Consider the following 26435-nt stretch of genomic DNA (forward strand, 5'->3'; position numbering starts at 1 on the left):
GTGAGACGTAAATTCTTGCTGCTGCTGGAAACCGGACTGGTTCTGGCGGGGCTGATGTTGGGCGCTTCCGCCTGGAAAATTCATTCGGCGCTGGTGCAGCCGTTGAATATCACTCAGGAAGAACTGCTGGAGGTGCCCAAAGGCACCACACCGAACCGCACCTTCCTGCGACTTGAAGCCGATGGCCTCATCAAGGACGCGTTCTGGTTGCGCGTGTATTGGCGCTTCAATTTGCCTAAACAACCGCTGCACAGTGGCGAATACCGCATGCTTCCCGGCATGACCGTCGAAGGTCTGATCGATCTGTGGAAGCGTGGGGAAATGGTGCAGTACAGCGTGACACTGGTCGAAGGCTGGAACTTCCATCAGGTCCGAGCGGCGTTGGCCAAGGAAGAGAAACTTGAGCATACCCTGGAGGGTTTGAGCGACAGCCAGGTCATGGACAAGCTCGGCCATTCGGGGATTTTCCCTGAAGGGCGATTCTTCCCCGACACTTATCGCTTCGTGCGCGGCATGACCGACACCGAGCTGTTGAAAACAGCCTACGACCGCCTCGACGAGGTGTTGGCCAAGGAATGGAACCAGCGCTCGGCCGACGTGCCGTACACTGAACCCTATCAAGCCCTGATCATGGCCTCGCTGGTGGAGAAAGAGACCGGCGTGCCGCAGGAGCGTGGGCAGATTGCCGGCGTGTTCGTGCGACGCATGGCGATCGGCATGTTGCTGCAGACGGACCCGACAGTGATCTATGGTTTGGGTGATCGCTACAGTGGCAAATTGACACGCGCCCATCTCAAGGAACCGACGCCTTACAACACCTATGTGATTGCAGGACTGCCGCCTACCCCGATTGCGATGGTTGGCCGTGAAGCGATCCATGCGGCACTGAATCCTGTAGCGGGCAGCAGCCTTTATTTCGTGGCGCGCGGTGATGGCAGCCATGTGTTCTCCGATGACCTGGACGCCCATAACAATGCCGTGCGGGAGTTCCAGCTCAAGCGCCGCGCTGACTATCGTTCCAGCCCGGCGCCGGTCGGCGCGTCCGAGACAACGCAAGCCCCGGTAGAGGAAACTCAGGCGGCGGAGGCTCCGCCATCTCAAACCGCGGAAGCTCCAGCTTCCGAGTCTCAGGCTCAGCAGGACCAGGCACCGATCCCGGCCTCTTCACCCAATACCGTGCCCGAGGTTCTGCCACCGGTACAGCCGCAAGAGCCCGCGCCTGAATCCACACCGGCGCCAGCCCCCGAGCCGGCGGTAACTGCACCGCAAGGCCCGCAATGAATCTGACTAAGGACTGCCTGTGACTGGCTTGTTTATTACGCTGGAAGGCCCGGAAGGGGCCGGCAAAAGCACCAATCGCGAATACCTGGCCGAGCGCCTCCGCGCCGCCGGTATCGAAGTGGTGCTGACCCGCGAACCGGGTGGCACGCCACTGGCCGAGCGCATCCGTGAGGTGCTGTTGGCGCCGGTCGATGAAGTGATGAATCCGGACACGGAGTTGCTGCTGGTGTTCGCTGCGCGCGCCCAGCACCTGGCCGAGGTCATTCGCCCGGCATTGGCCCGTGGTGCAGTGGTGTTGTGTGATCGATTTACCGATTCGACCTATGCCTACCAGGGCGGCGGTCGCGGCTTGTCGCTGGAACGTATCGCCACGCTGGAAACCTTTGTGCAGGGCGATCTGCGTCCCGACCTGACGCTGATTTTCGACTTGCCGGTTGAAGTGGGTCTGGCCCGCGCCAGCGCCCGTGGACGGCTGGATCGCTTCGAACTCGAAGGCCGGACCTTTTTCGATGCCGTGCGCAGTGCCTTCCTCAAGCGCGCTGCAGCGGAGCCAGCGCGCTACGTGTTGATCGATGCCGCGCAACCGCTGGCGCAGGTTCAGCAATCCCTGGACGCCTTGTTGCCGCGCCTGCTGGAGTTGAGCCGTGGCTGAAGCCTACCCCTGGCAGGACAGTCTCTGGCAGCAGTTGGCCGGCCGTACGCAGCACGCTCACGCGTATTTGTTGCATGGTCCGGCCGGCATCGGCAAGCGGGCGCTGGCCGAGCGCTTGATGGCCAGCCTGTTGTGCCAGCGCCCGACGGCTCAGGGGGCCTGTGGCGAATGCAAGTCCTGCCTGCTGCTCAAGGCTGGCAGCCACCCGGATAACTACATTCTGGAGCCGGAAGAAGCCGACAAGGCGATCAAGGTCGATCAGGTCCGGGATCTGGTGAGTTTCGTGGTCCAGACCGCACAGCTGGGCGGGCGTAAAGTGGTGTTGATCGAGCCGGTCGAGTCGATGAATATCAACGCCGCCAACGCCCTGCTCAAAAGCCTTGAAGAGCCTTCTGGCGACACAGTCTTGCTGCTGGTCAGCCATCAGCCCAGTCGTCTGTTGCCCACCATCAAGAGTCGCTGCGTGCAGCAGGCGTGTCCGCTGCCGAGTGAAGCCATGAGTCTGGCGTGGCTGGCCAAGGCTCTCCCGGACTGTTCCGAAGAAGAGCGCATCGAGTTGCTGACCCTCGCGGCCGGCTCGCCATTGGCCGGCGTCAATCTGCACGCCCAGGGTGTGCGCGAACAGCGCGCGCAGGTGGTCGATGGGGTGAAGAAGCTGCTCAAGCAGCAACAATCGCCGACACAACTGGCCGAAGGCTGGAATGCGATTCCGTTGCTGCTGTTGTTCGACTGGTTCTGCGACTGGTCGAGCCTGATCCTTCGCTATCAGCTGACCCAGGATGAAGAGGGGCTCGGGCTACCGGATATGCGCAAGGTGATTCAATACCTGGCGCAAAAAACCGGGCAGGACAAGGTCTTGAATATTCAGGACTGGATCCTCGCCCAGCGCCAGAAAGTATTGAGCAAGGCCAACCTCAATCGAGTGTTGCTGCTGGAGGCGCTGCTGGTGCAATGGGCGACGTTGCCTACCCAAAGGTAATAGTCTGTGCCTAGACTCTGATCGTCAGCAGTGGAGGTCAGCATGAATGAAACTGTCAGTCCGGGGCCACGCAACGGTATCTTGTCCCTGACCATCAAGGACAAGTCCGTGCTTTATGCGGCCTACATGCCATTCATCAAGAACGGCGGCCTGTTTATCCCGACCAACAAAAGCTACAAGTTGGGCGATGAGGTATTCATGTTGCTGCATTTGTTCGATGAACCGGAAAAGATCCCGGTAGCCGGCAAAGTCACGTGGGTCACCCCAAAAGGCGCCCAGGGTAATCGCGCCGCCGGGGTTGGCGTACAGTTCAACGAAGGCGACAACACCGCGCGCAGTCGAATCGAAACTCATCTGGCCGGAGCCCTGAAGTCCGACCGTCCCACCCATACGATGTAAGTTGCAGTCCTTTTATGCTCGTAGATTCCCATTGTCACCTTGACCGCCTCGACCTTGCCGCTCATGACGGCTCCCTGGATGCCGCCCTCGATGCGGCCCGCCAGCGCGGGGTAGGGCACTTTCTCTGTATCGGTGTCAGCGCCGACAACGCCGCCGACGTCAAAGCCCTGGCCGAACGCTATGAGGATGTCGACTGTTCGGTTGGCGTGCATCCTTTGGACGTGCAACCGGGTGCGGCGCCTGCGCTGGATTGGCTGTTACAGGAGCTCAATCACCCGCGCGTGGTGGCCATTGGCGAAACGGGCCTGGATTACCACTACGAGCCGGAAGCGGCAGCGTTGCAGCAAGAATCCTTCAGATTGCATTTGCAGGCCGCGCAGCAGACCGGCAAACCGGTGATCATTCACACCCGTGGCGCCCGCGCCGATACCTTGAACCTGTTGCGTGAAGCGGCACTTTCCCAGGCAGGCGTGTTGCATTGCTTCACCGAGGACTGGGACATGGCCAAGGCGGCGCTGGACATGGGCTACTACATCTCCCTCTCCGGAATCGTCACGTTCCGTAATGCCGATGCGTTGCGCGATGTGGCCAGCAAGGTGCCGGCCGACCGATTGCTGGTGGAAACCGACTCACCGTACCTGGCGCCGATCCCGTATCGCGGCAAGCCGAACTTGCCGCAGTATGTGCGGGAAGTGGCAGAGTTTCTGGCCATGTTGCGTGGTGAATCCTACGAGCGGTTTGCCGAACAGACGACGGATAACTTCAAGCGTCTGTTCCCGCTGGCCCATGTGAAAGGTTAAATCGCAGGCAAAAAAAACCCGGGTTCTGGGGGGTGAATCCGGGTTAAGACCATTAGGAGTAAAACAATGGTACGCGGTCCGTTGGTACCAATATCGGCGTGACACTTGGGGGAGATGCCCCGCCGACAGTTCAAGTATTGATCAGTATTTCACCCAGTCCAGTTTGTCGGCTGCGGTTTTTAAACAAATTTGGAATACGGGCGCTTCAGAAGAGTTCTCATCAGCTTGGGGCCTTGCGGGAAATACTCAAGAAACACAGATATGGTCGGATGATCCGTGCATTTTTGCGTAATTTAGGCATAATACGCGGCTTCGAATTTTGACCCCTACAGACCTTTTCTTATGCATAAAGAACCTCGTAAGGTCCGTGAGTTTCGTCGCCGCGAGCAAGAAATTCTCGATACCGCGCTCAAGCTGTTCCTCGAACAAGGTGAAGACAGTGTCACCGTCGAGATGATTGCTGATGCCGTCGGTATCGGCAAAGGCACGATCTACAAGCACTTCAAGTCCAAGGCCGAGATCTACCTGCGCCTGATGCTCGACTACGAGCGCGATTTGAACGAGCTGCTGCACTCCGCCGACGTCGACAAGGACAAGGAAGCCCTGTCCCGCGCCTATTTCGAATTCCGCATGCGCGATCCGCAACGTTATCGCTTGTTCGATCGACTGGAAGAAAAGGTGGTCAAGGGTAATCAGGTGCCGGAGATGATCGAGGAGCTGCACAAGATCCGCGCCTCGAACTTCGAGCGGCTGACCCTGTTGATCAAGGGCCGAATCAGCGAAGGCAAGCTCGAAGACGTGCCGCCTTACTTCCATTACTGCGCGTCCTGGGCGCTGGTGCACGGTGCCGTGGCGCTGTATCACTCGCCGTTCTGGAGCAATGTGCTGGAAGATCAGGAAGGCTTCTTCCAGTTCCTGATGGACATCGGCGTGCGCATGGGCAACAAGCGCAAGCGCGACACCGACACCCCGAGCAGCTGAACCATTCAGCAGCCTGATTGCGCCATTATTTCGCTACATGGCGCAGTACCGCAGGAATATACTCAGGCATGGGACTTGCTAAAACTTGATTTGTGAGTCAAGTTTTAGCGGTCCGAATATTCTTTCGCCGGAGTGACCATGATCGTTGACCGTCAAGGCAGGCGTTTTCGCAATTTGCGAGTCAGCCTGACCTCCGCCTGCAATTACGCCTGTACCTATTGCGTGCCCAATGGCAAGCGGCTGGTGGCTGCGCAGGATGAGTTGTCGGCCGAAGCCATGGCGCGCGGTGTGGCCTATCTGATCGAAGCGGCGGGCATCGAGCGCTTGCGTATCACCGGGGGCGAACCCCTGGTCAGCCCCAAACTCGAAACCTTCATGACCGCGGTCGGGCGGATGGGCCTGGAAGACATCAGCCTGACCACCAACGGTCAATTGCTGGCGAAAAAACTGCCGCTGCTGGTGGACGCCGGCATTCGGCGCATCAACGTTTCCCTCGATACCCTGGACGCCAGCGCATTCCGCAGTATTGCCCGTGGCGGCGATCTGGCCACCGTGCTTGGCGGTATGGAGCAGGCGCGCGCGGCTGGCATGAAGATCAAGGTCAACATGGTGCCTCTGCGCGGTCAGAACCTCGATCAGGTGATGCCGTTGCTTGATTACTGCCTGGAGCGCGGCTATGAGCTGCGCTTTATCGAGCTGATGCGCATGGGACACCTGGCCAGTGACTCCAACGCCTTCCTGCAACAATTCGTCAGCCTCCAGCAGTTACTGAGCCTGATCGGCGAGCATTATGAGTATCTGCAGGCTGATGCGCCGGTGGATGCCACGGCGGTGCGCTACGAAATTCCGGGGCAGGGGTATTTCGGTGTGATCGCCAACGAAAGCGTTCCTTTCTGCCGAACCTGTTCACGGCTGCGTCTTTCTTCCACGGGATGGCTGCATGGCTGTCTCTCGTCGAGTAATCGCCACTATGTCGGCGACTTGCTGGACAAGCCGCGTCATCAGGCATTGCCTGCCTTGCAGCGCCTGCTGGTGAAAGCCTTGGGCGACAAGCAGGAAGTAGCGTTCTCTGGTGGCGCGACGGTCATGAAAATTATTGGCGGCTAATCGGCTGTGGCGAGGGGATTTATCCCCGTTGGACTGCGCAGCAGTCCCTTTTTTGGGGCCGCTTCGCAGCCCAACGGGGATAAATCCCCTCGCCACAAATGTTCGCGCTCCTAAAGACTGGCGCAAAATCTGCATCCTTCGGCCATTCGCCGGTTTTCCGTCACCGGCCTCTGGAGGATAGGATGCGTAGCCTGGTTTTGCTGCTGGCCGTTTTGGCGCTTGGCGGCTGCATGAATGTCAGCGATATGGCCGAAGGGGCTCGCTACCATATGAGCGACGCCGGCTTTCTGGACCACAGCGACAGCCGCCGTGTGAACAACTTGCGCATTCAGCCGGACTCGTTCGTCTACATTGCCCAGGGCGCCTTTGCGCCGCCCGGCAGTGCCGTTTACCCGCGCCCCAACGTGATCGCCGAAGTGGCCTTCGATGGTTTTGTGGAGTATTTCCCGATGGTCCGCCGCGCGCGTGCGCCGGAAGGTCTCGACCAGGCCATGAGCGAAGCCCGCGCTGTCGGTGCCCACTACTTGCTCTATACCCGTTTCGCCAAATCCGATGACCGCATCGGCAACTCGGATGAGTGGCTGGATCAGGAAGCCGTGGATCGCCTGGGCATCGACACCGGCGTGATTCAGATCATGTTGATCGAGACCAGCACCCAGTATTTGATTGATACTGCACGGATCAAGAGTCGTGGCGGTTTGCTGACGTTCCACGACGAAAAACCAGAAGACCTGATGGGCCCGCCGCTTGAGCAGTATGCTCGCAGCCTGTTGGGGCTCAGCGACCAGTAATCCAAGGAGATCGCCATGAGTGGCCCGCAAAAAGCCAACGACTTGTTGGGGCAAATTCCCAAAACCAAAGGCTTGCCACCGGTCCACTTGTGGAACCCCGACTTCTGCGGCGACATCGACATGCGTATCGCCCGCGATGGCACCTGGTATTACCTGGGCACGCCGATCGGACGCAAGCCGATGGTCAAGCTGTTCTCCACCATCATTCGCCGTGACGGTGATGATTATTTCCTCATCACGCCGGTCGAGAAGGTCGGCATCAAGGTCGACGACGCACCCTTTGTGGCCGTTGCGCTGGAAGTGGAAGGCGAGGGTGAGGCTCAGGTGCTGCGCTTCACCACCAATGTGGATGAGACCGCCGACGCGGGTACCGAACACCCGATTCGCGTGGTGATCGATCCCGACACGCAAGAGCCGTCCCCTTATGTGCATGTGCGCACAAACCTCGAAGCGCTGATCCATCGCAACGTGTTCTATCAATTGGTGGAACTGGCCGTTACCCGCGAGATTGATGGGCAACGTTGGCTCGGTGTGTGGAGCGCAGGCGAGTTCTTCCGAATCGGTCTTGAACCCTGACATAAAACTCTGTGGGAGCGAGCCTGCTCGCGAAAGCGGTGGATCTGACATGCAGATGTTGGATATGCAGACGCCTTCGCGACCAGGCTCGCTCCCACATTGGATCTTCGCAGTTTCCCGAAAAATCAATTTGACACCCAATCGTATGATGATTAGCGTGGGCCTCCATAGCAACCGGCTTTGAGGTGTCCATGTCCAGCAGTTTTCACGCATCGACGGTCGATTGGCTGGGCTGCTGGATCGCCACCGGGCAGGTCAAGCCGGGCGAGACACTCAAGGTCGAGGCCGACCTCGGCGAACAGCTTGGCGTCAGCCGCACGGTCATTCGCGAAGCCATCAAAACCCTGGTCGCCAAGGGCCTGCTCGAAGTCGGGCCGAAAGTCGGCACGCGGGTGTTGCCGGTGCGGCGCTGGAACCTCTTCGATCCGCAAGTCGTGGGCTGGTTGTCGCGCAGCGGCTTGCCGGAAAACTTTGTAGATGACCTGCTCGACCTGCGCCGCACCATCGAACCCATGGCGGTGCGCTGGGCGTGCGAGCGCGCGACCGCCCCACAAGTGGACGCCATTCTGTTGGCCTACAACGCGTTGGAACGAGCGGTGGACAGTGGCGTCGATTACAACCGTGCCGACCAGCTCTTCCATGAGTGCATTCTCGCGGCCAGCCACAATCAATTCATCGAACAAATGATCCCGGCCCTCGGCGCTTTGCTGGCGGTGTGTTTCGAGGTGTCTGCCGCCGACCCCGACGAACTGCGCCGCACCTTGCCGATACACAAGGACATGGCCGACGCAATTGCCGCCCGGGACAGCGCGCGGGGCGTCTGGGCGTGCATGACCCTGATCGACAACGCCGACCTGGCTATCAAGCGTTTTTATCCGCAGGTCATGACTGACAGGAAGGCCAGCTAACAATGATGAGCCCCTGTGGGAGCGAGCCCGCTCGCGAATACGGTGTGTCAGGTAGTAGGGACGTTGAATCCAACGACGCCTTCGCGAGCAGGCTCGCTCCCACATAAAAGCCATAAGAATGCAGGAGGTTTCATGGAGTGGACCGCAGTCACCGAACACCGCGCCCGACTCGGCGAAGGCCCGTTCTGGGACGCGCCGACCCAGGCGCTGTATTGGGTGGACATCGCCGGCAAGCAAGCGCTGCGTCTGAAGGGCGCCAACGTGCAGATCTGGCAGATGCCGGAGCATGTATCGGCGTTCATCCCCTGCGCCAGCGGCGACGCACTGGTGACGCTGAGCAGTGGCGTGTATCGGCTCGATCTGGATTCACCCGGGCTTGAACCGCGCCTGACCTTGTTCTGCGTCGCCGACCCGCAACCGGGCAATCGCGCCAATGAGGCCCGCTGCGATGCCTTCGGCCGGCTCTGGCTCGGCACCATGCAAAACAATATCGGTGAGCAGGGCGAAGACTTGCCCATTGAGCGACGCAGCGGCGGATTGTTCCGGATTGACCGCGACGCCCGGGTGACCCCATTGCTGCTTGGCCTGGGCATTCCCAATACGTTGCTGTGGAGTGATGACGCCACCACCCTGTATTTCAGCGACAGCCTCGACGGCACGCTGTATCGGCATTTCATTCGCACTGACGGCAGTCTGGAGCCCGCGCAGCCCTGGTTCGGTCCCCACCGGCGCGGTGGTCCGGACGGATCGGCGATGGATGCCGAAGGCTTCATCTGGAATGCCCGATGGGATGGCAGTTGCCTGCTCAGGCTGACGCCGGATGGCGAGGTCGATCGGGTGATCGAGTTACCCGTGAGCCGCCCGACCAGTTGCGTATTCGGCGATGCCGACTTGAAAACCCTGTACATCACCAGTGCCGCCAGTCCACTTGGGCATCCACTGGATGGGGCGTTATTAGCCATTCGCGTCGATGTGCCCGGAAAGCTCTGTAGTCGATTTTCCGGATAAATCCCTAAATATGGGATGCAAAATTATATATTGAGATTTTATTGTGGCCGGGTTTATAGTCGGCACCATCGTTCCACGCTCAGTTACACGCACTCACACTTAAAAAAACAAAACAGGTGAAGTGATGCAGCGATATTTCCCCGCACTCTCCAGCGGAGTCAGCGTTTCAGACCGTCCTGATGCTGAAACGTTTTCGCGCCTGCCTGTTTCTTTCCCAAAGCTAATGACCGGACATCGCCAGGTGTCCGGTTTTCGTCGTGCTTTCGAACAGGAGTCTTGATCCATGGCAGAACCTCTAACCTTGCCACCGGTGCCAGAACCGCCCAAGGGCGAGCGCCTGAAAAACAAGGTCGTGCTGCTGACCGGCGCCGCCCAAGGCATCGGCGAGGCAATTGTTGCCACCTTCGCCTCCCAGCAAGCCAAGCTGATCATCAGTGATATCCAGGCCGAGAAGGTCGAAAAGGTTGCCGCGCATTGGCGGGATAAAGGCGCCGATGTCGTGGCAATCAAGGCCGACGTCTCGCGTCAGCAGGATCTGCACGCCATGGCCAAATTGGCGGTCGAGCGTCACGGCCGGATCGACGTGCTGGTCAACTGCGCCGGGGTCAACGTGTTCCGCGATCCGCTGGAAATGACCGAGGAAGACTGGCGGCGCTGCTTCGCCATCGACCTCGACGGCGCCTGGTACGGCTGCAAGGCGGTATTGCCGCAGATGATCGAGCAGGGCATCGGCAGCATCATCAACATTGCGTCCACTCATTCCACCCACATCATTCCGGGCTGCTTTCCGTACCCGGTGGCCAAGCACGGCCTGCTCGGTCTGACCCGCGCGTTGGGCATCGAATATGCGCCCAAGGGCATTCGCGTCAACGCTATCGCGCCGGGCTATATCGAGACCCAATTGAACGTCGACTACTGGAACGGGTTTGCCGACCCTCACGCCGAACGTCAGCGAGCATTCGACCTGCACCCACCGCGTCGCATCGGGCAGCCGATCGAGGTGGCGATGACTGCGGTGTTCCTGGCCAGCGATGAAGCGCCGTTCATCAATGCTTCGTGCATCACCATCGATGGTGGGCGCTCGGTGATGTACCACGACTGAATGTCCGGGATTTCAGGCGCACAACTACGCCTGAAATCCATTCATCATACGATATGACTATTGGTAGCAGGGTTTCACCGCCTCAAAGAACGCTTTCAAAGAATGCTCACAAAAATAACAAGGAGTCAGCTTATGAATCGTCGTCAAGCCATCCGTTCCCTGGCCTGTGCCGCTCTGGCGGTCAGCGCGGTCAGCCTCAGCAGCACGCTGCTGGCGGCTGAAGAAGTGAAAATCGGTTTCCTGGTCAAACAGGCGGAGGAGCCCTGGTTCCAGACTGAATGGGCGTTTGCGGAAAAGGCCGGGAAGGAGAAGGGTTTTACCCTGATCAAGATCGCTGTGCCGGACGGGGAGAAAACCCTCTCGGCCATCGACAGCCTGGCGGCCAACGGTGCCAAGGGCTTCGTGATCTGCCCGCCGGATGTGTCCCTCGGCCCTGCGATCATGGCCAAGGCCAAGCTCAATGGTTTGAAAGTGATCGCCGTGGATGACCGCTTCGTCGACGCCAGCGGCAAGTTCATGGAAGACGTTCCGTACCTGGGCATGGCTGCTTTCGAAGTCGGCCAGAAGCAGGGCAGCGCCATGGCCGCCGAAGCGAAAAAACGCGGTTGGGACTGGAAAGACACCTACGCGGTCATCAATACCTACAACGAACTCGACACCGGCAAGAAGCGCACCGACGGCTCGGTCAAGGCGCTGGAAGATGCCGGCATGCCAAAGGATCACATCCTGTTCTCGGCCCTTAAAACCCTCGACGTGCCGGGCAGCATGGACGCCACCAACTCGGCGCTGGTGAAACTGCCGGGTGCGGCGAAGAACCTGATCATCGGCGGCATGAACGACAACACCGTGCTGGGCGGCGTGCGCGCCACCGAGAGCGCCGGATTCGCCGCCGCGAACGTGATCGGCATCGGCATCAACGGCACCGACGCCATCGGCGAGCTGAAGAAACCCGACAGCGGCTTCCACGGTTCGATGCTGCCGAGCCCGCACATCGAGGGCTACAACACCGCCAGCATGATGTACGAGTGGGTCACCACCGGCAAAGAACCGGCGAAATACACGGCCATGGATGATGTGACGCTGATCACCCGCGATAACTTCAAGCAGGAACTGGAAAAGATCGGCCTGTGGAACTGAAGGCCGGTTGATTTCATCGGCGGCCCTGGCAACGGGGCTGCCTGATCTGTGTGATGAGGTGGTTATGCAGGCACAAACACAAGTACTACAACAGCCCGGCAATTTTTTCAGTGGCAGTGGCAGCTTGCGCTTCAACGGGATCGGCAAGACCTTTCCCGGTGTGAAGGCGCTGGACAACATTAATTTCGTCGCACATCCAGGGCAGGTTCATGCCTTGATGGGCGAAAACGGCGCCGGCAAGTCTACGCTGCTGAAAATCCTCGGGGGGGCTTATATCCCGAGCAGCGGCACGTTGCAGATCGGCGAGCAAACGATGGACTTCAAGTCCACGGCCGACAGCATCGGCAGCGGCGTGGCGGTGATCCACCAGGAGCTGCACCTGGTGCCGGAAATGACCGTGGCGGAAAACCTGTTTCTCGGCCACCTGCCAGCGAGCTTCGGCCTGATCAATCGCCGCCTCTTGCGTCAGCAAGCGCTGGCCTGCCTCAAGGGCCTGGCCGACGAAATCGACCCGCAGGAGAAAGTCGGGCGCCTGTCCCTCGGGCAACGGCAACTGGTGGAGATTGCCAAGGCCCTGTCCCGTGGCGCCCACGTGATTGCCTTCGACGAACCCACCAGCAGCCTCTCGGCGCGAGAGATCGATCGCTTGATGGCAATCATCGGTCGCTTGCGGGACGAGGGCAAAGTGGTGCTGTACGTCTCCCATCGCATGGAGGAAGTGTTCCGCATCTGCAACGCCGTGACGGTGTTCAAGGACGGCCGCTACGTGCGCACCTTCGAGGACATGAGCGAGCTGACCCACGATCAACTGGTCACCTGCATGGTCGGTCGCGACATTCAGGACATCTACGATTACCGGCCTCGCCCGCGTGGCGCGGTGGCCTTGAAGGTCGATGGCCTGCTGGGACCTGGCTTGCGCGAACCGGTGAGTTTCCAGGCGCACAAAGGCGAGATTCTCGGGCTGTTCGGTCTGGTCGGCGCCGGGCGCACGGAATTGTTTCGCCTGCTCAGCGGCCTGGAGCGCAACAGCGCCGGACGCCTGGAACTGCGCGGCCATGAGCTGAAATTGCGCTCGCCCCGCGATGCCATTGCCGCCGGGATTTTGCTGTGTCCAGAGGACCGCAAGAAAGAGGGCATCATTCCGCTGGCCAGCGTCGCCGAGAACATCAACATCAGCGCCCGCAAGGCCCACTCCGGTCTTGGCTGCCTGATTCGCGGACTCTGGGAAAAGGACAACGCCGACAAACAGATCAAGGCGCTGAAGGTGAAGACGCCCCACGCCGGGCAGCAGATCAAGTTCCTGTCCGGCGGCAACCAGCAGAAAGCCATTCTCGGTCGCTGGCTGTCGATGCCGATGAAGGTCCTGCTGCTCGACGAGCCCACCCGTGGCATCGACATCGGCGCCAAGGCCGAGATCTACCAAATCATCCACAACCTGGCTGCCAGCGGCATCGCGGTGATCGTGGTGTCCAGCGACCTGATGGAAGTGATGGGCATCTCCGACCGCATCCTGGTGCTGTGCGAAGGCGCGATGCGCGGCGAACTGAGCCGCGAACAGGCCAATGAATCCAACCTGCTGCAACTGGCTTTGCCGCGCCAACGCGCTGACGGCGTGGCGAACTGAGAGGTGACTATGATGACAACCCAAAACGAAACCCTGCCGACTGCGCGCAAACCCTTGGACCTGCGGCGCTTTCTCGATGACTGGGTAATGTTGCTGGCGGCCGTGGGGATCTTCGTGCTCTGCACCTTGTTGATCGACAACTTCCTTTCACCGCTGAACATGCGCGGCCTGGGCCTGGCGATTTCCACCACCGGAATCGCCGCGTGCACCATGCTGTATTGCCTGGCGTCCGGGCATTTCGATTTATCGGTGGGGTCGGTGATTGCCTGTGCAGGCGTGGTTGCCGCAGTGGTGATGCGCGACACCGACAGCGTGTTCCTCGGGGTCAGCGCGGCGCTGGTGATGGGGCTGATTGTCGGGCTGATCAACGGCATCGTGATCGCCAAGCTGCGGGTCAATGCGTTGATCACCACCCTGGCGACCATGCAGATCGTGCGCGGTCTGGCTTACATCTTCGCCAATGGCAAAGCGGTAGGCGTGTCCCAGGAATCGTTCTTCGTGTTCGGCAATGGCCAGTTGTTCGGCGTACCGGTACCGATCCTGATCACCATCGTCTGTTTCCTGTTCTTCGGCTGGCTGCTCAACTACACCACCTACGGGCGCAACACCATGGCCATCGGCGGCAACCAGGAAGCGGCGTTACTGGCGGGGGTCAATGTTGACCGGACCAAGATCATCATCTTCGCCGTGCACGGGGTGATTGGCGCGCTGGCCGGGGTGATCCTGGCATCGCGCATGACCTCGGGCCAGCCGATGATCGGCCAGGGGTTCGAGCTGACGGTGATTTCGGCGTGCGTGTTGGGCGGGGTGTCCTTGAGCGGCGGGATCGGCATGATCCGGCATGTGATTGCCGGGGTGTTGATTCTGGCGATCATCGAGAACGCGATGAACCTGAAGAATATCGATACGTTTTATCAGTATGTGATTCGTGGTTCGATTCTGCTGTTGGCTGTCGTGATAGATCGCCTGAAACAACGCTAATCACTATCCCCTGTGGGAGCTTGCCTGCTCGCGAAAGCGGAGTGTCAGACACATGGATGTTCGATGTGCCGACCCCTTCGCGAGCAGGCTCGCTCCCACAGTTGACCGGTGTTGTTCGAAAGTCTTGTGCTCGCCACATATCCTTTGTGAGAGTGAGCCTGCTCGCGAAAGCGGAGTGTCAGACACATGGATGCTGGGTATGCCGGCGTTCGCGAGCAGGCTCGCTCCCACAGTTGACCGGGGTCGTTCGAGAGTTTTGTGTTCGCCGCACATCCTTTGTGGGAGCGAGCCTGCTCGCGAAAGCGGTGGGTCTGACACATGGATGCTGGGTATGCCGGCGTCTTTGCGAGCAGGCTCGCTCCCACATTGCTTACTACCCAAACACTACTCCTTCCGTCACTTCCCCCAAATATCCCTTGCCCGTCACAACCGGTTTCGGGTATCAATTTGTACATGATTAGACAGGTACGATTCGACAAGAAACAACGGGTGGTCGACGAGCTCATCCGGCGCATTGAAAGCGGTCTCATGGAGGACGGTTTTCATCTGCCGGGCGAGCATCAGTTGGCTCAAGAATTCAAAGTCAGCCGAGGTACTTTGCGTGAAGCCCTGGCCGAATTGAAACGGCGCAACTACATCGCGACGCAAAGCGGGGTGGGCTCCATCGTCACGTTCGACGGTGTGGCGCTCGACCAGCGCAGCGGCTGGGCCCAGGCCCTGGCCGACAGCGGCGCGCTGGTCAATACCGAAGTGCTGCGGCTGGAGGCGGTCACCCGTCCTGACCTGCTGCCCCGTTTCGGCACCGACCAATTCATCACCCTCGACCGTCGCCGCCGTTCCAACGACGGTACGCTGGTCTCCCTCGAACGCTCACTGATGCCCGCCACCGGAGGCCTGGAAGGCCTGCCGCGGGTCGGTTTGATCGACAACTCCCTGACCATCACCCTGGCCGCCTACGGCTATATCGGTGAGCGCGGCGATCAATGGATCGGCGCCGAGCCGTTGAACGCCGAAGATGCCGAACTGCTCGGGCGTCCGGTCGGCACGGTATTTCTCAAGGCCTTGCGCACCACCTACGACCGGCAAAACCGCTTCATGGAGCAGGTCGAAAGCCTGCTCGATCCCGTGCATTTCCGCATGCACCTGCAATTTGGAACGATGAAATGACGGCGCTCAACCGTGCCCTGGGCGCGTTCTACGGTCTGGCCCTGGGCGATGCCTTGGGGATGCCGACTCAATCCCTTAGCCGTGTTCAGATCAAGGCACGCTTTGGCGAGATCATCGACTTGCAAGACGCCGGCCCCCTTCAGCCGATTGCCGCCAACATGCCCAGGGGTTCGATCACCGATGATACTGAGCAGGCCGTCCTGGTCGGTCAGTTGTTGCTAGACGGCAAAGGCCGGATTGAGCCGGCGCTGCTCGCCCAACGGCTGATCGAATGGGAAGCCGAGATGCAGGCCAAGGGCTCGCAGGATCTGCTCGGGCCTTCGACCAAGCGCGCCATCGAGATGATCCTCGCCGGTCATTCGCCGGAGGAGGCCGGGCGCTACGGCACCACCAATGGCGCGGCAATGCGCATCACTCCGGTGGGGATTGCTGCGAACGTTGCTGACCCCGAGCGTTTCATCGACGCCGTGGTGCAGGCGTGCCAGGTCACCCACAACACCACGCTGGGCATTTCCAGCGCGGCGGCGGTGGCGGCGGTGGTCTCGGCCGGGATCAACGGCCAGGACCTGGGCGAGGCGTTGAACCTCGGCCAGCAGATCGCCCAGCAAGCGGAAAGTCATGGCCACTGGGTGGCCGGTGGACGAATCGCTTCGCGCATCAGTTGGGCAAGAACCATCAGCGTCGACAACGACAAGGCGATGCTCGCCGATTTGCTGTACGACGTGATCGGCACCTCGGTGGCTTCCCAGGAGTCGGTGGTGGTGTCGTTTGCCCTGGCCCAGCAAGTGGCCGTCGGCGAAATGACCGCCTTCGAAGCGCTGTGCATGGCGGCGAGCCTGGGGGGCGACACCGATACCATCGCGGCGATTCTCGGTGCGATGCTTGGCGCTTGCCTGGGGCTGGAGAGTTGGCCGGTTGAAATGATCGACATGGTCAAGGCCGTCAATGATCTGGAGCTGGAGCCGTTGGTGCAGGGGCTTTTAGCTTTGCGCTGACTGGACTGGCCTCTTCGCGAGCAGGCTCGCTCCCACAGGGAATCTGTGTCGTTCACGAATCCAGTGTGGGAGTGAGCCTGCTCGCGAAGGGCGCGCCGCCGATTCAATTTGATAACCCGCAACGGAATGCACAAACACGGCCAGGACCGCCGGGATGTTGTGTCGACTTCCCTAATTGCCCACAACCACAAGAATGGCAACAGGAGCATTTTTCATGAGTTCATCGAACGCCGGGCAGAACGCCGGGCAACTGGAAACCCGTGGCATCGAACCGGTGCCGGAGGCCGAGTGCAATGGTCATCCGTTGCAACTGTTCTGGGTCTGGTTCGCCGCCAACATTTCCATCCTCGGCCTGCCGCTGGGCGCGACCCTCGTGGCCTTTCGCGGGTTGGCGATCTGGCAGGCGATCATCGTCGCGATCCTCGGTGCCGCCGGTTCTTTCGCGGTGGTCGGGATCATCTCCATCGCCGGTCGCCGTGGTCGTGCACCGAGCCTGACCCTGTCACGCGCCATCTTCGGCGTGCGCGGCAATATCGGCCCGACCCTGGTGTCGCTGATGTCGCGCCTGGGCTGGGAAACCGTCAACACCACCACGGCGGCATTCGTGCTGCTGTCGCTGTGCTCGATCCTGTTCGGCTCGCCGGTGGAAGCGAAAAGCGCGCCTGTGCTGACACTGGTGTTCATCGCCATTTTCGTGCTGTTGACCTTGTCGGTGTCCGGCCTCGGTCACGCCACACTGCTGGTGATCCAGAAGTGGGCAACCTACGTGTTCGGCGCGCTGAACATCCTGGTGGGCGGCTTCCTCTGCGCCACCATCGACTGGAGCGCGGTGTTCAACGCCACGCCGGCGCCGATGAGCGCGATGATCATCGGCATCGGCACCATGGCCGCCGGCACCGGGATCGGTTGGGCCAACGCCGGCGCGGACATGTCGCGCTATCAGCACCGCAGCGTCAAGGCTGTGCGTCTGGTGGCGTCAGCGGCGTTCGGCGCGGGGATTCCGCTGGTGCTGCTGATCACTCTCGGCGGCCTGTTGTCGGTGGGCAACAATGACCTGGCCCAGGCTACGGACCCGATCATCGCCATCCGTGACATGCTGCCGACCTGGATGGCCGTGCCGTACCTGATCACCGCGTTCGGCGGCCTGCTGCTGTCGAACAACCTATCGGTGTACTCCGCCGGCCTGACCACCCTGACCCTGGGACTCAAGGTCAAGCGCGTCTATGCAGTGGTGGTGGACATCGTCGCGATCTTCGCCGGCTCCATTTACTTCATGCTGATCGCCGACAGTTTCTACGGCCCGTTCATCACCTTCATTTCCCTGCTGGCAGTGCCGATCACCGCCTGGGTCGGGATTTTCGTGGTCGATCTGATTCACCGTCACTACTACAGCCCCAAGGATCTGCTGGACGTCAGCCCAAGCAGCGCCTACTGGTATCACGGTGGCGTCGAGTGGCGAGCGTTCAGTGCCTGGGCGGTGGCGATCGTGCTGGGTTTCAGCTTCACCACCATCGGCACCACGGCAGAAAATGTCTGGTTCAAGGGTGTCCTGTCCGACTCGTGGCTGGGGCATAACGGCCTGGGCTGGATCGTGACTTTCGTGGTGGCCGGCGGGGTTTACTTTGTACTGGGCGGGGCCAGGGATCGTCGTGCCGCACTGAACGAGAATGCTCATGCCTAATATGCTGCACACCGGCCAGGTCATCATCGACCTGGTCATGGCCGTGGATCAATTGCCGCAAGCGGGCGGCGATGTGTTGGCGCAGTCCGCCAGCTTCGAAGCCGGCGGCGGTTTCAACGTGATGGCCGCGGCGGCGCGCAATGGCTTGCCGGTGGTCTACCTGGGGCGCCACGGCACCGGGCGTTTCGGCGACCTGGCCCGTGAGGCGATGGCGGCCGAAGGCATCCGCATCGGCCTTGCGGATCGCGCCGAACGGGATACCGGATTGTGCGTGGCGATCACCGACGCTTCAGCCGAGCGTAGTTTCGTTTCCTACATCGGCGCCGAAGGCGATCTGACGGCCGAGGACCTGGCGGGAGTGACCGTTGAGGCGGGTGATTTCGTGTACGTCAGCGGCTACAGCTTGCTGCTGGCAGGCAAGGGCCAGGCTCTGCTGGATTGGGTGCGAACCTTGCCGACCGAGGTCAAGGTGGTGTTCGATCCAGGTCCCCTGGTGGATTCGCCGGATGCGCCGCTGATGCAAGCCTTGCTGGCGCGCATCGACCTGTGGACCAGCAACAGCGTCGAGGCGCTGCGGTTTACCGGGGCGTCGGATATCGGCGAAGCGCTGGATCGCCTGGCTGAGATGCTTCCGGCGAAAGTCTTGAAGGTGGTGCGTGACGGGCCCCAGGGGTGCTGGATCAACCAGGGTTCCGAGCGTCGGCATGTACCGGGTTTCAAGGTTGAAGCGGTGGACAGCAATGGCGCGGGCGATGCCCATGCCGGGGTGTTTGTGGCGGGGTTGGCGCAGGGGTTGTCGGCGCTGGATGCGGCGCGACGGGCCAATGCGGCGGCGGCTTTGGCAGTGACTCGGTGGGGGCCGGCGACATCGCCGGGGACTGCTGAGGTGGATGTGTTCATCAGCAAATCATTTAGCGACTGATCCATCGCTTTCGCGAGCAGGCTCGCTCCCACAGGGGAATTTGTGTCGTTCACAAATCCAGTGTGGGAGCGAGCCTGCTCGCGAAGGGGCCCTCAAACTCAACCACAGATTCAGGCTTAACCCGCCTGGCAGTCACACATCCAGCTTGCGTGCCGCCTCGACGCCGGCTGCACTGAGTTTGATCGGCAGGTTCAGCGAATGCTCGCCCGCTTCGTTGCACAGCACATTGCCGTGTTGGATCAGCCCGCGTTCCTGCAGCGTGGCGAGGGTACTGGCCACGACTTTCTCCCCCCGATAATTGTCCAGGACTTCCTTGCCCAAACCACTCGGATGGGCGTGCAACAGGCGGGTCAGGACTTCTTTTTCCAGGTTTTTATCGACGTTCATGGTTACCTCTTCGTGGCGATGGGTAGGTGTTGCGCAAAGCTACTGGCTGACACCACCCTCGGAACCCGAACCACCGGTGGTGGTTTTTGAACCCATGCCGGAGCCCGCGTTATCAGGCGTTCGGGTATCCGGCAGGTTCAAGCCGCCCTGGCGCCCCATATCATTGCCTTGAGTTCTCGGGTCGGTGCCGGTAGAGGGCGGCAGGCTGCTGTCGACGCCCGTGCCGTTGGTGTTCATGCCGGGGGCGCTCTGGATGGCGGGGGCCTTGGGGCTTTCGACCGGATTGGTCGGCCCGGTGCCGGACGCAGTCGTCGCGGCAATGGCGAGGGGGGACAGCAAGGCAGCAAGGGCGAGGGCGGTCAGCCTGGATGGGATCATGGGGGTGTCTCCATTGATTCAGAGTCCTTACCTGACGTTGGTCCGCCCCCGTTTCCAATTGGTGCCTGATGAACGACGAACGGTTCAGGCCTGTTGCAGTGCTTTGGCGGTCACGACTCGACGCCATATCAACCGGCCCACGGTGATCAGCCAGTTGAGCGAGGCGACCGCGAGCACCGTGAGCAGCAGCGTTGCCATCCCTTGCTCGACGATGATTTTCCCGGCGAGCAACGGAAAGCCAAACACACCAATGAAGTACGAGAGGCTGAACAGCAACAGGGATTGCGCCGTGGTGCCGATTGGCGCCTCGTTGGCCGCCAGGCCGTTGATCACCGAGTACGTCAGCCCGTAACCAACCCCGAGCATCACTGCGGCGAGCACATAGCTGAAGCCGTCGTCGACCACGAAGCCGAACATCAGGATCGAGCCCATCATCACGCCCGACAGCAGACACGATGCACGCAACGGATCGCGCTTGACCACGATGCCGGCGATCAGCATGCGACTGCTGATTGCGGCGCTCATGAATCCGAGAAAGAACAATGAATAGTCGAGCGAGTGTGCTGCGGCGTAGCTGGTCTGGAAACTTGACAGACCACCGAACACACAACCGCCGAGGCCGACCATGATGATCGGAAATACCGCCCGGGACGACAGCACCTGTGAGGCGGCCCGCCAGGAAATCCGCGACACCGCCGTCGATTGCACCGAGGCGCTGTTCAGTTGTCGATTCAGTCGCCAGAACAGCAGAACTCCGATCAGGCTGGCCGCTGCGGCGAGGTAAAACGCCGCCGTCACCGGATAGCCCAAAGCGCTCGCAGCGCGCCCCAACAAGGGACCGCTGCCGATCCCGGTCATCATGCTGCCCGACAGCAGGGCAAAGTATTTCGCGCGCTGCGCAGGTGTGACCAGGCTCGCCACGATGATCGGCCCCAAGGTGTAGAACACCCCCCAGCCCAATCCCAGCAGCAGACCGAAAAACAGCAGCAGATGACCGAAGCCCGGTGTCATCGCAAAGCCCAGGCTGGCGGCCACCAGCAAGAGGCCGAACAGCGCCACCGAACGGGCTGCGCCGAGCAGGTCGGACAGGTGTCCGGAGACAATCACCGCGACAAAAGTGCTGAGCATCGCTGCTGAAATCACGCTGCCGGCATCGTGCTCGTTCCCCCCGCGCGAACCGATCAGCAGCGACAGCAAAAAGGTCGAACCATAGGACAGCGAGAGCAAGTAGCTGGCCAGGCAAAACAGGCCGAACAACTTGCCGGAGACGGGGGATGTTGCGGTAGACATGACGCGGTTCCTTGACCTGATAAATGCGCAGGTCATCTATCTATCACGTCAGGCGTTTATGTTAGGTCCGAGCTTCGCGATTTCAGGGTTAGCGCAGGCCGGAGTAAAGCCGAATCGACCCTGTAGGAGCGAGCCTGCTCGCGATCGTCGTCAACGATAACGCGGGCATTCAGAATGAACGCAGTGGCCTGAGGTTCATCGCGAGCAGGCTCGCTCCTACAGGGGCAATGCCTCTCGCCACAAGCCCTGCGCCGACTTAGTATGGCGTTTTCCACTTCTGACAAGGCACGTCCATGACCGTCGAAATCCGCCCGGCGACCCCCAGTGATGCCCCGCAAATTCTCGCGTTCATCACAGAACTGGCCGACTACGAACGTGCTCGCCACGAAGTCATCGCCAGCGTGGCCGACATCGAGCGCAGCCTGTTCAGTGAAGGTGCCACTGCCCACGGCTTGATCTGCCTGCGCGATGGCGTGGCGATCGGATTTGCCGTGTTCTTCTTCAGTTACTCCACGTGGCTTGGCAGCAACTGCCTGTACCTCGAAGACCTCTACATCACCCCCGAACAGCGCGGTGGCGGGGCGGGCAAGACCTTGCTGCGGCATCTGGCCAAGATCGCCTGCGCTAATGACTGCGGGCGCTTCGAGTGGAGCGTGCTGGAGTGGAACACGCCGGCCATCGAATTCTACAAATCCCTGGGGGCGCAGCCGCAGGAAGAGTGGGTTCGCTATCGAATGGATGGCAAGGTGTTGCGCGAGTTCGCCGAGGGTAATTAACCGGCCCCAAAAAAGATCGCAGCCTTCGGCAGCTCCTACAGGGGAAAAGTACCTCTGCAAGAGCTGCCAAAGACTGCGATCTTTTTTTGTCTTTGTCCCAATATATGGGAGCGATATTTATATATTGAGATTTTCCTTCGTCCAGGTTTATAGTCCGCCTCACTCACTGCCAAAAAACAGAACAGGTGAAGCGATGCTGGCGCAATTGATCGCGCTCGATTGGGGGACAACCTCATTACGTGCTTACAAACTTGCCGCGGGTGGCCAGGTACTCGAACAGCGTTCGCTGTCGTCGGGGATCATGCAGCTGCCCAAGGTGCCGCGAATCATCGCCGGTCGCGAATGCGCCGACGGTTTTGAACTGGCCTTCGATGAGGCCTGCGGTGACTGGCTCGACGCCCAGCCCGATTTGCCGGTGATTGCCTGCGGCATGGTCGGCAGTGCCCAGGGCTGGCGCGAAGCGACCTACCGCGATACCCCGGCGAACGTCGCCAGTCTCGGAACCTCCCTGCAAACCGTGCGCAGCCTTCGCGGCGTCGACGTGCACATCGTGCCGGGGGTGATTCAACGTTCACGCCTGCCCAATGTGATGCGCGGCGAAGAAACCCAAGTGCTCGGCGTGTTGCAAACCCTGTCGGAAGAGGCGGGCGCGGATCTGCTGATCGGCCTGCCGGGCAGCCATTCGAAATGGGTGGAGGTGGCCTACGGCTGCATCGTCCACTTCGATACCTTCATGACCGGCGAAATCTTCGCCGTGCTCAGCGAACACAGCATTTTGGGGCGCACTCAGCAGCGCGGCGGTTCGTTCGATAGCGATGCCTTCGATCGCGGCGTGCAGGTCGCACTATCGACGGCCGGTGAAATCGGCGTGCTGTCGACCCTGTTCAGTTCCCGCAGCCTGGGGTTGACCGGCGAACTGAGCGCGACGGCGCAGGCGGATTACCTGTCCGGCCTGTTGATCGGCCATGAACTGGCGGCGCTGGCCAATGTGCAGCGACGCCGACGCAACAGCGCGAACCTGCCTTCGATCGTCCTGATCGGCAACGCCCAACTGTGCAACCGCTACAGCCGGGCGCTCGACGCCTGCGGATTTGCCCGGGTGACCCTGGCCGAGCAGGCCACCGAACGCGGGTTGTGGCAATTGGCGGTCGCCGCCGGACTGATCACTGAAACCTCGTCCCATTCATCCTGACTGGAGTCCTGACATGCTCAAACAAGCACTGGCGCAAAACGGCCTGATCGCGATCCTGCGCGGCCTGCGTCCGCAAGAGGCAGCCGCCATCGGAGAAGTCCTGTACTCCGCCGGATTTCGCGTCATCGAGGTGCCGCTCAATTCCCCCGAGCCGTACGAAAGCATCCGCATCATGCGCAGCACCTTGCCCGCCGATTGCCTGATCGGTGCGGGCACGGTGTTGACACCTGAACAGGTCGAGCAGGTGAAGGCCGCCGGTGGTCAGGTGATCGTCATGCCCCACAGCGATCCCAAAGTTTTGCGCGCGGCGAAAGCGGCCGGCCTGTACCTGTCACCCGGTGTCGCCACGCCAACCGAGGCCTTCGCGGCACTGGCCGAGGGCGCCGATGTGCTGAAGATGTTCCCCGCCGAGCAGATGGGCCCGGCGGTCGTCAAAGCCTGGCTCGCGGTGTTGCCGGCGGGAACGATTCTGGCGCCGGTCGGCGGCATCACACCGGACAACATGCAGGTGTTCATCGATGCTGGCGTCAAGGGTTTCGGCCTCGGCTCCGGCCTGTTCAAACCGGGCATGACGCCTGAGCAAGTGGCGGCCAATGCCAGGGCCTACGTGGCTGCCTGGAAAGCCCTTCGCTAAGACTTTTTGGCGCTGCGAGCGCTGCATCCAACAAGAGAGACAAGAAGATGAAAATCACCAAACTGACCACCTTCATCGTTCCGCCGCGCTGGTGCTTCCTCAAGGTCGAAACCGACGAAGGCGTCACCGGTTGGGGCGAGCCTGTGGTCGAAGGCCGCGCCCACACTGTGGCCGCCGCCGTTGAGGAATTGTCCGACTACCTGATCGGCAAAGACCCACGCAACATCGAAGACATCTGGACCGTGCTTTACCGGGGCGGCTTCTATCGTGGCGGTGCGATCCACATGAGCGCCCTGGCCGGTATCGACCAGGCGTTGTGGGACATCAAGGGCAAGGCGTTGGGTGTGTCGGTCAGCGATCTGCTGGGCGGTCAGGTGCGGGACAAAATTCGCGTGTATTCCTGGATCGGCGGCGACCGCCCGGCTGACACCGCACGGGCGGCAAAGGAAGCGGTCAGCCGGGGTTTCACCGCAGTGAAGATGAACGGCACCGAAGAATTGCAGTTCCTCGATACCTTCGAAAAAGTCGACCTGGCCCTGGCCAACGTTGCCGCCGTGCGTGACGCGGTGGGCCCGAACGTCGGCATCGGCGTGGACTTCCATGGCCGGGTGCACAAGCCGATGGCCAAGGTGCTGATGAAGGAACTCGACCCCTACAAGCTGATGTTCATCGAAGAGCCGGTGCTCAGCGAAAACTACGAAGCGCTGAAGGAACTGGCACCGCTGACCAGCACGCCGATTGCCCTCGGTGAGCGCCTGTTCTCGCGCTGGGATTTCAAGCGCGTGCTCAGCGAAGGCTACGTCGACATCATCCAGCCTGATGCCTCCCACGCCGGCGGCATCACCGAAACCCGCAAGATCGCCAACATGGCCGAAGCCTATGACGTGGCGCTGGCCCTGCATTGCCCGCTGGGTCCGATTGCCCTGGCGGCGTGCCTGCAACTGGACGCGGCCTGCTACAACGCGTTCATCCAGGAGCAGAGCCTGGGCATCCACTACAACGAGAGCAACGACCTGCTCGACTACGTGAAAGACCCTCGAGTGTTCGACTACGACAAGGGCTTCGTGAAGATCCCGAATGGCCCGGGCCTGGGCATCGAGATCAACGAGGAATACGTCATCGAGCGCGCCGCCGTCGGCCACCGCTGGCGCAACCCGATCTGGCGCCATGCCGATGGCAGTTTTGCCGAGTGGTGATCACTCCCTGATTCAACACTGAACCCCTGTGGGAGCGAGCCTGCTCGCGAAGAGGGCATCACATTCAACATGGATGTCGCCTGATACACCGCCTTCGCGAGCAGGCTCGCTCCCACAAAGGGCCAGTCCCCGTCTTTAGACCGACCTCAATAAACATAACAAGAGGCACCCCCCATGCAACCGCAAACCCTCACCGGGCAGGCGTCTTTGGTGACGCCCAGCCGCAAGCGGTTTTTCATCATGGTCCTGCTGTTCATCACCGTGGTGATCAACTACCTGGACCGCAGCAACCTGTCGATTGCCGCCCCGGCGCTGACCAGCGACCTGGGCATCGACCCGATTCACGTTGGCCTGATCTTTTCCGCGTTCGGCTGGACCTACGCCGCCATGCAGATTCCCGGTGGCTGGCTGGTGGACCGGGTGCCGCCGCGCATCCTGTACACCGCTGCACTGCTGCTGTGGTCGATCGCCACGGTGATGCTCGGCTTCGCCGCCAGTTTCATCGCGCTGTTCGTGCTGCGCATGGCGGTCGGTGCCCTGGAAGCCCCGGCGTATCCGATCAACAGCCGTGTGGTGACCACCTGGTTCCCCGAGCGCGAACGTGCCACGGCCATCGGTTTCTACACCTCCGGGCAGTTTGTCGGCCTGGCGTTCCTGACGCCGGTCCTGGCCTGGTTGCAGCATCAATACGGCTGGCACATGGTGTTCGTCAGCACCGGTGCGGTGGGCATTCTCTGGGCCGTGATCTGGTACGCGGTGTATCGCGAACCCCGGGACTTCAAAGGTGCCAACGACGCCGAAATCGAGCTGATCCGCGAAGGCGGCGGACTGGTGGACATCCAGTCGGAACAAGCCAAGGTCAAAGCCAAATTCAGCTGGAGCGACCTCGGGATAGTCCTGACCAAGCGCAAGCTCTGGGGCATCTACCTCGGCCAGTTCTGCCTCAACTCGACGCTGTGGTTTTTCCTGACATGGTTCCCGACCTACCTGGTGAAATATCGCGGCATGGACTTCATCAAATCCGGGTTGCTGGCATCACTGCCGTTTCTGGCTGCCTTCGTGGGTGTGCTCTGCTCAGGGTTCTTCTCGGACTTTTTGATCCGTCGTGGCTACACGGTAGGTTTCGCCCGCAAGTTGCCGATCATCAGTGGCCTGCTGATTTCCACGTCGATCATCGGCGCCAACTTCGTTGAGTCGACGCCGCTGGTGATTGCCTTCCTCGCGCTGGCCTTCTTCGGCAATGGCCTGGCGTCGATCACCTGGTCGCTGGTGTCAACCCTGGCGCCGGCGCGCTTGCTGGGTCTGACCGGCGGGGTGTTCAACTTCATCGGCAACCTGTCGGCCATCGCCACGCCCATCGTCATCGGCTTCCTCGCCACGGGTGATTCCTTTGCTCCGGCGATCACCTATATCTCGGTTCTGGCGTTGATCGGCGCGCTTTCCTACATCCTGTTGGTGGGCAAGGTCGAGCGGATCAAGTTGTAGTCGTGG

General features: G+C 60.9%; 27 protein-coding genes. 24 read left to right on the forward strand and 3 right to left on the reverse strand.

Annotated elements, in window-relative coordinates; all coding sequences use genetic code 11:
* The 19 genes from mltG (at position 1) to HNQ83_RS15185 (ending at position 19091) form a co-directional block, all read left to right on the forward strand.
* Entirely contained in the window at positions 1-1281 is a 1281-nt protein-coding gene (gene mltG, locus HNQ83_RS15095) for an endolytic transglycosylase MltG (RefSeq protein ID WP_175389699.1), read from the forward strand.
* Positions 1282-1300: 19 nt separating this feature from the next.
* Positions 1301-1933, forward strand: a complete 633-nt coding sequence (gene tmk, locus HNQ83_RS15100) for a dTMP kinase (RefSeq protein WP_175389700.1) — start codon at positions 1301-1303, stop codon at positions 1931-1933.
* Positions 1926-2912 (forward strand): DNA polymerase III subunit delta', encoded by a 987-nt coding sequence (locus tag HNQ83_RS15105; RefSeq protein ID WP_175389701.1) that lies wholly within the window; start codon positions 1926-1928, stop codon positions 2910-2912. Before tmk ends, HNQ83_RS15105 begins: the two co-directional genes overlap by 8 nt.
* A 42-nt stretch (positions 2913-2954) precedes the next feature.
* Complete coding sequence (locus HNQ83_RS15110) at positions 2955-3311, forward strand: PilZ domain-containing protein (RefSeq protein WP_175389702.1); 357 nt, start codon at positions 2955-2957, stop codon at positions 3309-3311.
* Between the two features lie 14 nt (positions 3312-3325).
* Positions 3326-4111: a TatD family hydrolase gene (locus tag HNQ83_RS15115; RefSeq protein ID WP_175389703.1), complete on the forward strand. Its 786-nt coding sequence runs from the start codon at positions 3326-3328 to the stop codon at positions 4109-4111.
* A gap of 342 nt (positions 4112-4453) precedes the next feature.
* Positions 4454-5092: a TetR/AcrR family transcriptional regulator gene (locus HNQ83_RS15120; protein WP_034149949.1), complete on the forward strand. Its 639-nt coding sequence runs from the start codon at positions 4454-4456 to the stop codon at positions 5090-5092.
* 138 nt (positions 5093-5230) lie between these two features.
* On the forward strand, positions 5231-6199 hold the full coding sequence (locus HNQ83_RS15125; RefSeq protein WP_175389704.1) for a GTP 3',8-cyclase MoaA: 969 nt from the start codon (positions 5231-5233) through the stop codon (positions 6197-6199).
* A gap of 182 nt (positions 6200-6381) precedes the next feature.
* Complete coding sequence (locus tag HNQ83_RS15130) at positions 6382-6990, forward strand: DUF4823 domain-containing protein (RefSeq protein WP_175389705.1); 609 nt, start codon at positions 6382-6384, stop codon at positions 6988-6990.
* Between the two features lie 15 nt (positions 6991-7005).
* Entirely contained in the window at positions 7006-7566 is a 561-nt protein-coding gene (locus HNQ83_RS15135) for a DUF1285 domain-containing protein (RefSeq protein WP_175389706.1), read from the forward strand.
* 191 nt (positions 7567-7757) lie between these two features.
* Positions 7758-8474 (forward strand): FadR/GntR family transcriptional regulator, encoded by a 717-nt coding sequence (locus HNQ83_RS15140; RefSeq protein ID WP_175389707.1) that lies wholly within the window; start codon positions 7758-7760, stop codon positions 8472-8474.
* Between the two features lie 132 nt (positions 8475-8606).
* Positions 8607-9482, forward strand: coding sequence for an SMP-30/gluconolactonase/LRE family protein (locus tag HNQ83_RS15145; protein WP_175389708.1), 876 nt, complete (start codon positions 8607-8609; stop codon positions 9480-9482).
* Between the two features lie 283 nt (positions 9483-9765).
* Positions 9766-10584 carry an SDR family oxidoreductase gene (locus HNQ83_RS15150; RefSeq protein ID WP_175389709.1) on the forward strand — a complete coding sequence of 273 codons (819 nt, stop codon included), beginning with the start codon at positions 9766-9768 and terminating at the stop codon, positions 10582-10584.
* Between the two features lie 132 nt (positions 10585-10716).
* Positions 10717-11721: a substrate-binding domain-containing protein gene (locus HNQ83_RS15155; RefSeq protein WP_175389710.1), complete on the forward strand. Its 1005-nt coding sequence runs from the start codon at positions 10717-10719 to the stop codon at positions 11719-11721.
* Between the two features lie 64 nt (positions 11722-11785).
* Positions 11786-13345, forward strand: a complete 1560-nt coding sequence (gene araG, locus HNQ83_RS15160) for an L-arabinose ABC transporter ATP-binding protein AraG (protein WP_175389711.1) — start codon at positions 11786-11788, stop codon at positions 13343-13345.
* A 12-nt stretch (positions 13346-13357) separates the two neighbouring features.
* On the forward strand, positions 13358-14326 hold the full coding sequence (gene araH / locus HNQ83_RS15165; protein WP_175389741.1) for an L-arabinose ABC transporter permease AraH: 969 nt from the start codon (positions 13358-13360) through the stop codon (positions 14324-14326).
* 453 nt (positions 14327-14779) lie between these two features.
* Entirely contained in the window at positions 14780-15493 is a 714-nt protein-coding gene (locus HNQ83_RS15170; protein ID WP_175389712.1) for a GntR family transcriptional regulator, read from the forward strand.
* On the forward strand, positions 15490-16488 hold the full coding sequence (locus tag HNQ83_RS15175) for an ADP-ribosylglycohydrolase family protein (protein WP_175389713.1): 999 nt from the start codon (positions 15490-15492) through the stop codon (positions 16486-16488). Before HNQ83_RS15170 ends, HNQ83_RS15175 begins: the two co-directional genes overlap by 4 nt.
* Before the next feature lie 214 nt (positions 16489-16702).
* Positions 16703-18169 (forward strand): cytosine permease, encoded by a 1467-nt coding sequence (locus tag HNQ83_RS15180; RefSeq protein WP_175389714.1) that lies wholly within the window; start codon positions 16703-16705, stop codon positions 18167-18169.
* Positions 18162-19091 (forward strand): PfkB family carbohydrate kinase, encoded by a 930-nt coding sequence (locus HNQ83_RS15185; protein WP_175389715.1) that lies wholly within the window; start codon positions 18162-18164, stop codon positions 19089-19091. The genes HNQ83_RS15180 and HNQ83_RS15185 overlap by 8 nt, the downstream gene beginning before the upstream one ends.
* 132 nt (positions 19092-19223) lie before the next feature.
* On the opposite strand, the gene HNQ83_RS15190 is transcribed toward HNQ83_RS15185, so the two are convergent.
* From HNQ83_RS15190 to HNQ83_RS15200, 3 genes are all read right to left on the reverse strand, one after another.
* Positions 19224-19478 (reverse strand): hypothetical protein, encoded by a 255-nt coding sequence (locus tag HNQ83_RS15190; RefSeq protein ID WP_175389716.1) that lies wholly within the window; start codon positions 19476-19478, stop codon positions 19224-19226.
* Positions 19479-19517: 39 nt separating this feature from the next.
* Positions 19518-19856 carry a hypothetical protein gene (locus HNQ83_RS15195; RefSeq protein WP_175389717.1) on the reverse strand — a complete coding sequence of 113 codons (339 nt, stop codon included), beginning with the start codon at positions 19854-19856 and terminating at the stop codon, positions 19518-19520.
* Positions 19857-19940: 84 nt separating this feature from the next.
* Positions 19941-21146: an MFS transporter gene (locus tag HNQ83_RS15200; RefSeq protein WP_175389718.1), complete on the reverse strand. Its 1206-nt coding sequence runs from the start codon at positions 21144-21146 to the stop codon at positions 19941-19943.
* Between the two features lie 293 nt (positions 21147-21439).
* Here HNQ83_RS15200 and HNQ83_RS15205 point away from each other — a divergent pair, with 293 nt between their 5' ends.
* The 5 genes from HNQ83_RS15205 to HNQ83_RS15225 all read left to right on the forward strand — a co-directional run bounded on the left by HNQ83_RS15205 (position 21440) and on the right by HNQ83_RS15225 (position 26429).
* Positions 21440-21922, forward strand: a complete 483-nt coding sequence (locus HNQ83_RS15205; protein WP_175389719.1) for a GNAT family N-acetyltransferase — start codon at positions 21440-21442, stop codon at positions 21920-21922.
* Between the two features lie 193 nt (positions 21923-22115).
* Positions 22116-23114 (forward strand): 2-dehydro-3-deoxygalactonokinase, encoded by a 999-nt coding sequence (locus HNQ83_RS15210; RefSeq protein ID WP_175389720.1) that lies wholly within the window; start codon positions 22116-22118, stop codon positions 23112-23114.
* 13 nt (positions 23115-23127) lie between these two features.
* Complete coding sequence (locus tag HNQ83_RS15215) at positions 23128-23748, forward strand: 2-dehydro-3-deoxy-6-phosphogalactonate aldolase (RefSeq protein ID WP_175389721.1); 621 nt, start codon at positions 23128-23130, stop codon at positions 23746-23748.
* A 47-nt stretch (positions 23749-23795) separates the two neighbouring features.
* Positions 23796-24944, forward strand: coding sequence for a galactonate dehydratase (dgoD, locus tag HNQ83_RS15220; protein WP_007908327.1), 1149 nt, complete (start codon positions 23796-23798; stop codon positions 24942-24944).
* Between the two features lie 174 nt (positions 24945-25118).
* Positions 25119-26429, forward strand: a complete 1311-nt coding sequence (locus tag HNQ83_RS15225) for an MFS transporter (RefSeq protein ID WP_175389722.1) — start codon at positions 25119-25121, stop codon at positions 26427-26429.
* Positions 26430-26435: the final 6 nt, after the last annotated feature.

Source organism: Pseudomonas sp. C2B4, from assembly GCF_013359695.1.
Lineage (GTDB): Bacteria > Pseudomonadota > Gammaproteobacteria > Pseudomonadales > Pseudomonadaceae > Aquipseudomonas.

Excerpts from the sequence above, each read along its gene's own strand:
- HNQ83_RS15110 (WP_175389702.1), top strand. The coding sequence starts at position 2,955 with ATGAATGAAACTGTCAGTCCGGGGCCACGCAACGGTATCTTGTCCCTG.
- HNQ83_RS15210 (WP_175389720.1), top strand. The coding sequence starts at position 22,116 with ATGCTGGCGCAATTGATCGCGCTCGATTGGGGGACAACCTCATTACGT.
- HNQ83_RS15175 (WP_175389713.1), top strand. The coding sequence starts at position 15,490 with ATGACGGCGCTCAACCGTGCCCTGGGCGCGTTCTACGGTCTGGCCCTG.
- HNQ83_RS15195 (WP_175389717.1), bottom strand. The coding sequence starts at position 19,856 with ATGATCCCATCCAGGCTGACCGCCCTCGCCCTTGCTGCCTTGCTGTCC.
- HNQ83_RS15145 (WP_175389708.1), top strand. The coding sequence starts at position 8,607 with ATGGAGTGGACCGCAGTCACCGAACACCGCGCCCGACTCGGCGAAGGC.
- HNQ83_RS15225 (WP_175389722.1), top strand. The coding sequence starts at position 25,119 with ATGCAACCGCAAACCCTCACCGGGCAGGCGTCTTTGGTGACGCCCAGC.
- HNQ83_RS15155 (WP_175389710.1), top strand. The coding sequence starts at position 10,717 with ATGAATCGTCGTCAAGCCATCCGTTCCCTGGCCTGTGCCGCTCTGGCG.
- dgoD (WP_007908327.1), top strand. The coding sequence starts at position 23,796 with ATGAAAATCACCAAACTGACCACCTTCATCGTTCCGCCGCGCTGGTGC.
- HNQ83_RS15170 (WP_175389712.1), top strand. The coding sequence starts at position 14,780 with ATGATTAGACAGGTACGATTCGACAAGAAACAACGGGTGGTCGACGAG.
- HNQ83_RS15205 (WP_175389719.1), top strand. The coding sequence starts at position 21,440 with ATGACCGTCGAAATCCGCCCGGCGACCCCCAGTGATGCCCCGCAAATT.
- HNQ83_RS15215 (WP_175389721.1), top strand. The coding sequence starts at position 23,128 with ATGCTCAAACAAGCACTGGCGCAAAACGGCCTGATCGCGATCCTGCGC.
- HNQ83_RS15185 (WP_175389715.1), top strand. The coding sequence starts at position 18,162 with ATGCCTAATATGCTGCACACCGGCCAGGTCATCATCGACCTGGTCATG.
- HNQ83_RS15190 (WP_175389716.1), bottom strand. The coding sequence starts at position 19,478 with ATGAACGTCGATAAAAACCTGGAAAAAGAAGTCCTGACCCGCCTGTTG.
- araG (WP_175389711.1), top strand. The coding sequence starts at position 11,786 with ATGCAGGCACAAACACAAGTACTACAACAGCCCGGCAATTTTTTCAGT.
- HNQ83_RS15135 (WP_175389706.1), top strand. The coding sequence starts at position 7,006 with ATGAGTGGCCCGCAAAAAGCCAACGACTTGTTGGGGCAAATTCCCAAA.
- HNQ83_RS15140 (WP_175389707.1), top strand. The coding sequence starts at position 7,758 with ATGTCCAGCAGTTTTCACGCATCGACGGTCGATTGGCTGGGCTGCTGG.
- HNQ83_RS15180 (WP_175389714.1), top strand. The coding sequence starts at position 16,703 with ATGAGTTCATCGAACGCCGGGCAGAACGCCGGGCAACTGGAAACCCGT.
- HNQ83_RS15150 (WP_175389709.1), top strand. The coding sequence starts at position 9,766 with ATGGCAGAACCTCTAACCTTGCCACCGGTGCCAGAACCGCCCAAGGGC.
- HNQ83_RS15125 (WP_175389704.1), top strand. The coding sequence starts at position 5,231 with ATGATCGTTGACCGTCAAGGCAGGCGTTTTCGCAATTTGCGAGTCAGC.
- HNQ83_RS15130 (WP_175389705.1), top strand. The coding sequence starts at position 6,382 with ATGCGTAGCCTGGTTTTGCTGCTGGCCGTTTTGGCGCTTGGCGGCTGC.
- HNQ83_RS15200 (WP_175389718.1), bottom strand. The coding sequence starts at position 21,146 with ATGTCTACCGCAACATCCCCCGTCTCCGGCAAGTTGTTCGGCCTGTTT.
- HNQ83_RS15115 (WP_175389703.1), top strand. The coding sequence starts at position 3,326 with ATGCTCGTAGATTCCCATTGTCACCTTGACCGCCTCGACCTTGCCGCT.
- araH (WP_175389741.1), top strand. The coding sequence starts at position 13,358 with ATGACAACCCAAAACGAAACCCTGCCGACTGCGCGCAAACCCTTGGAC.
- HNQ83_RS15120 (WP_034149949.1), top strand. The coding sequence starts at position 4,454 with ATGCATAAAGAACCTCGTAAGGTCCGTGAGTTTCGTCGCCGCGAGCAA.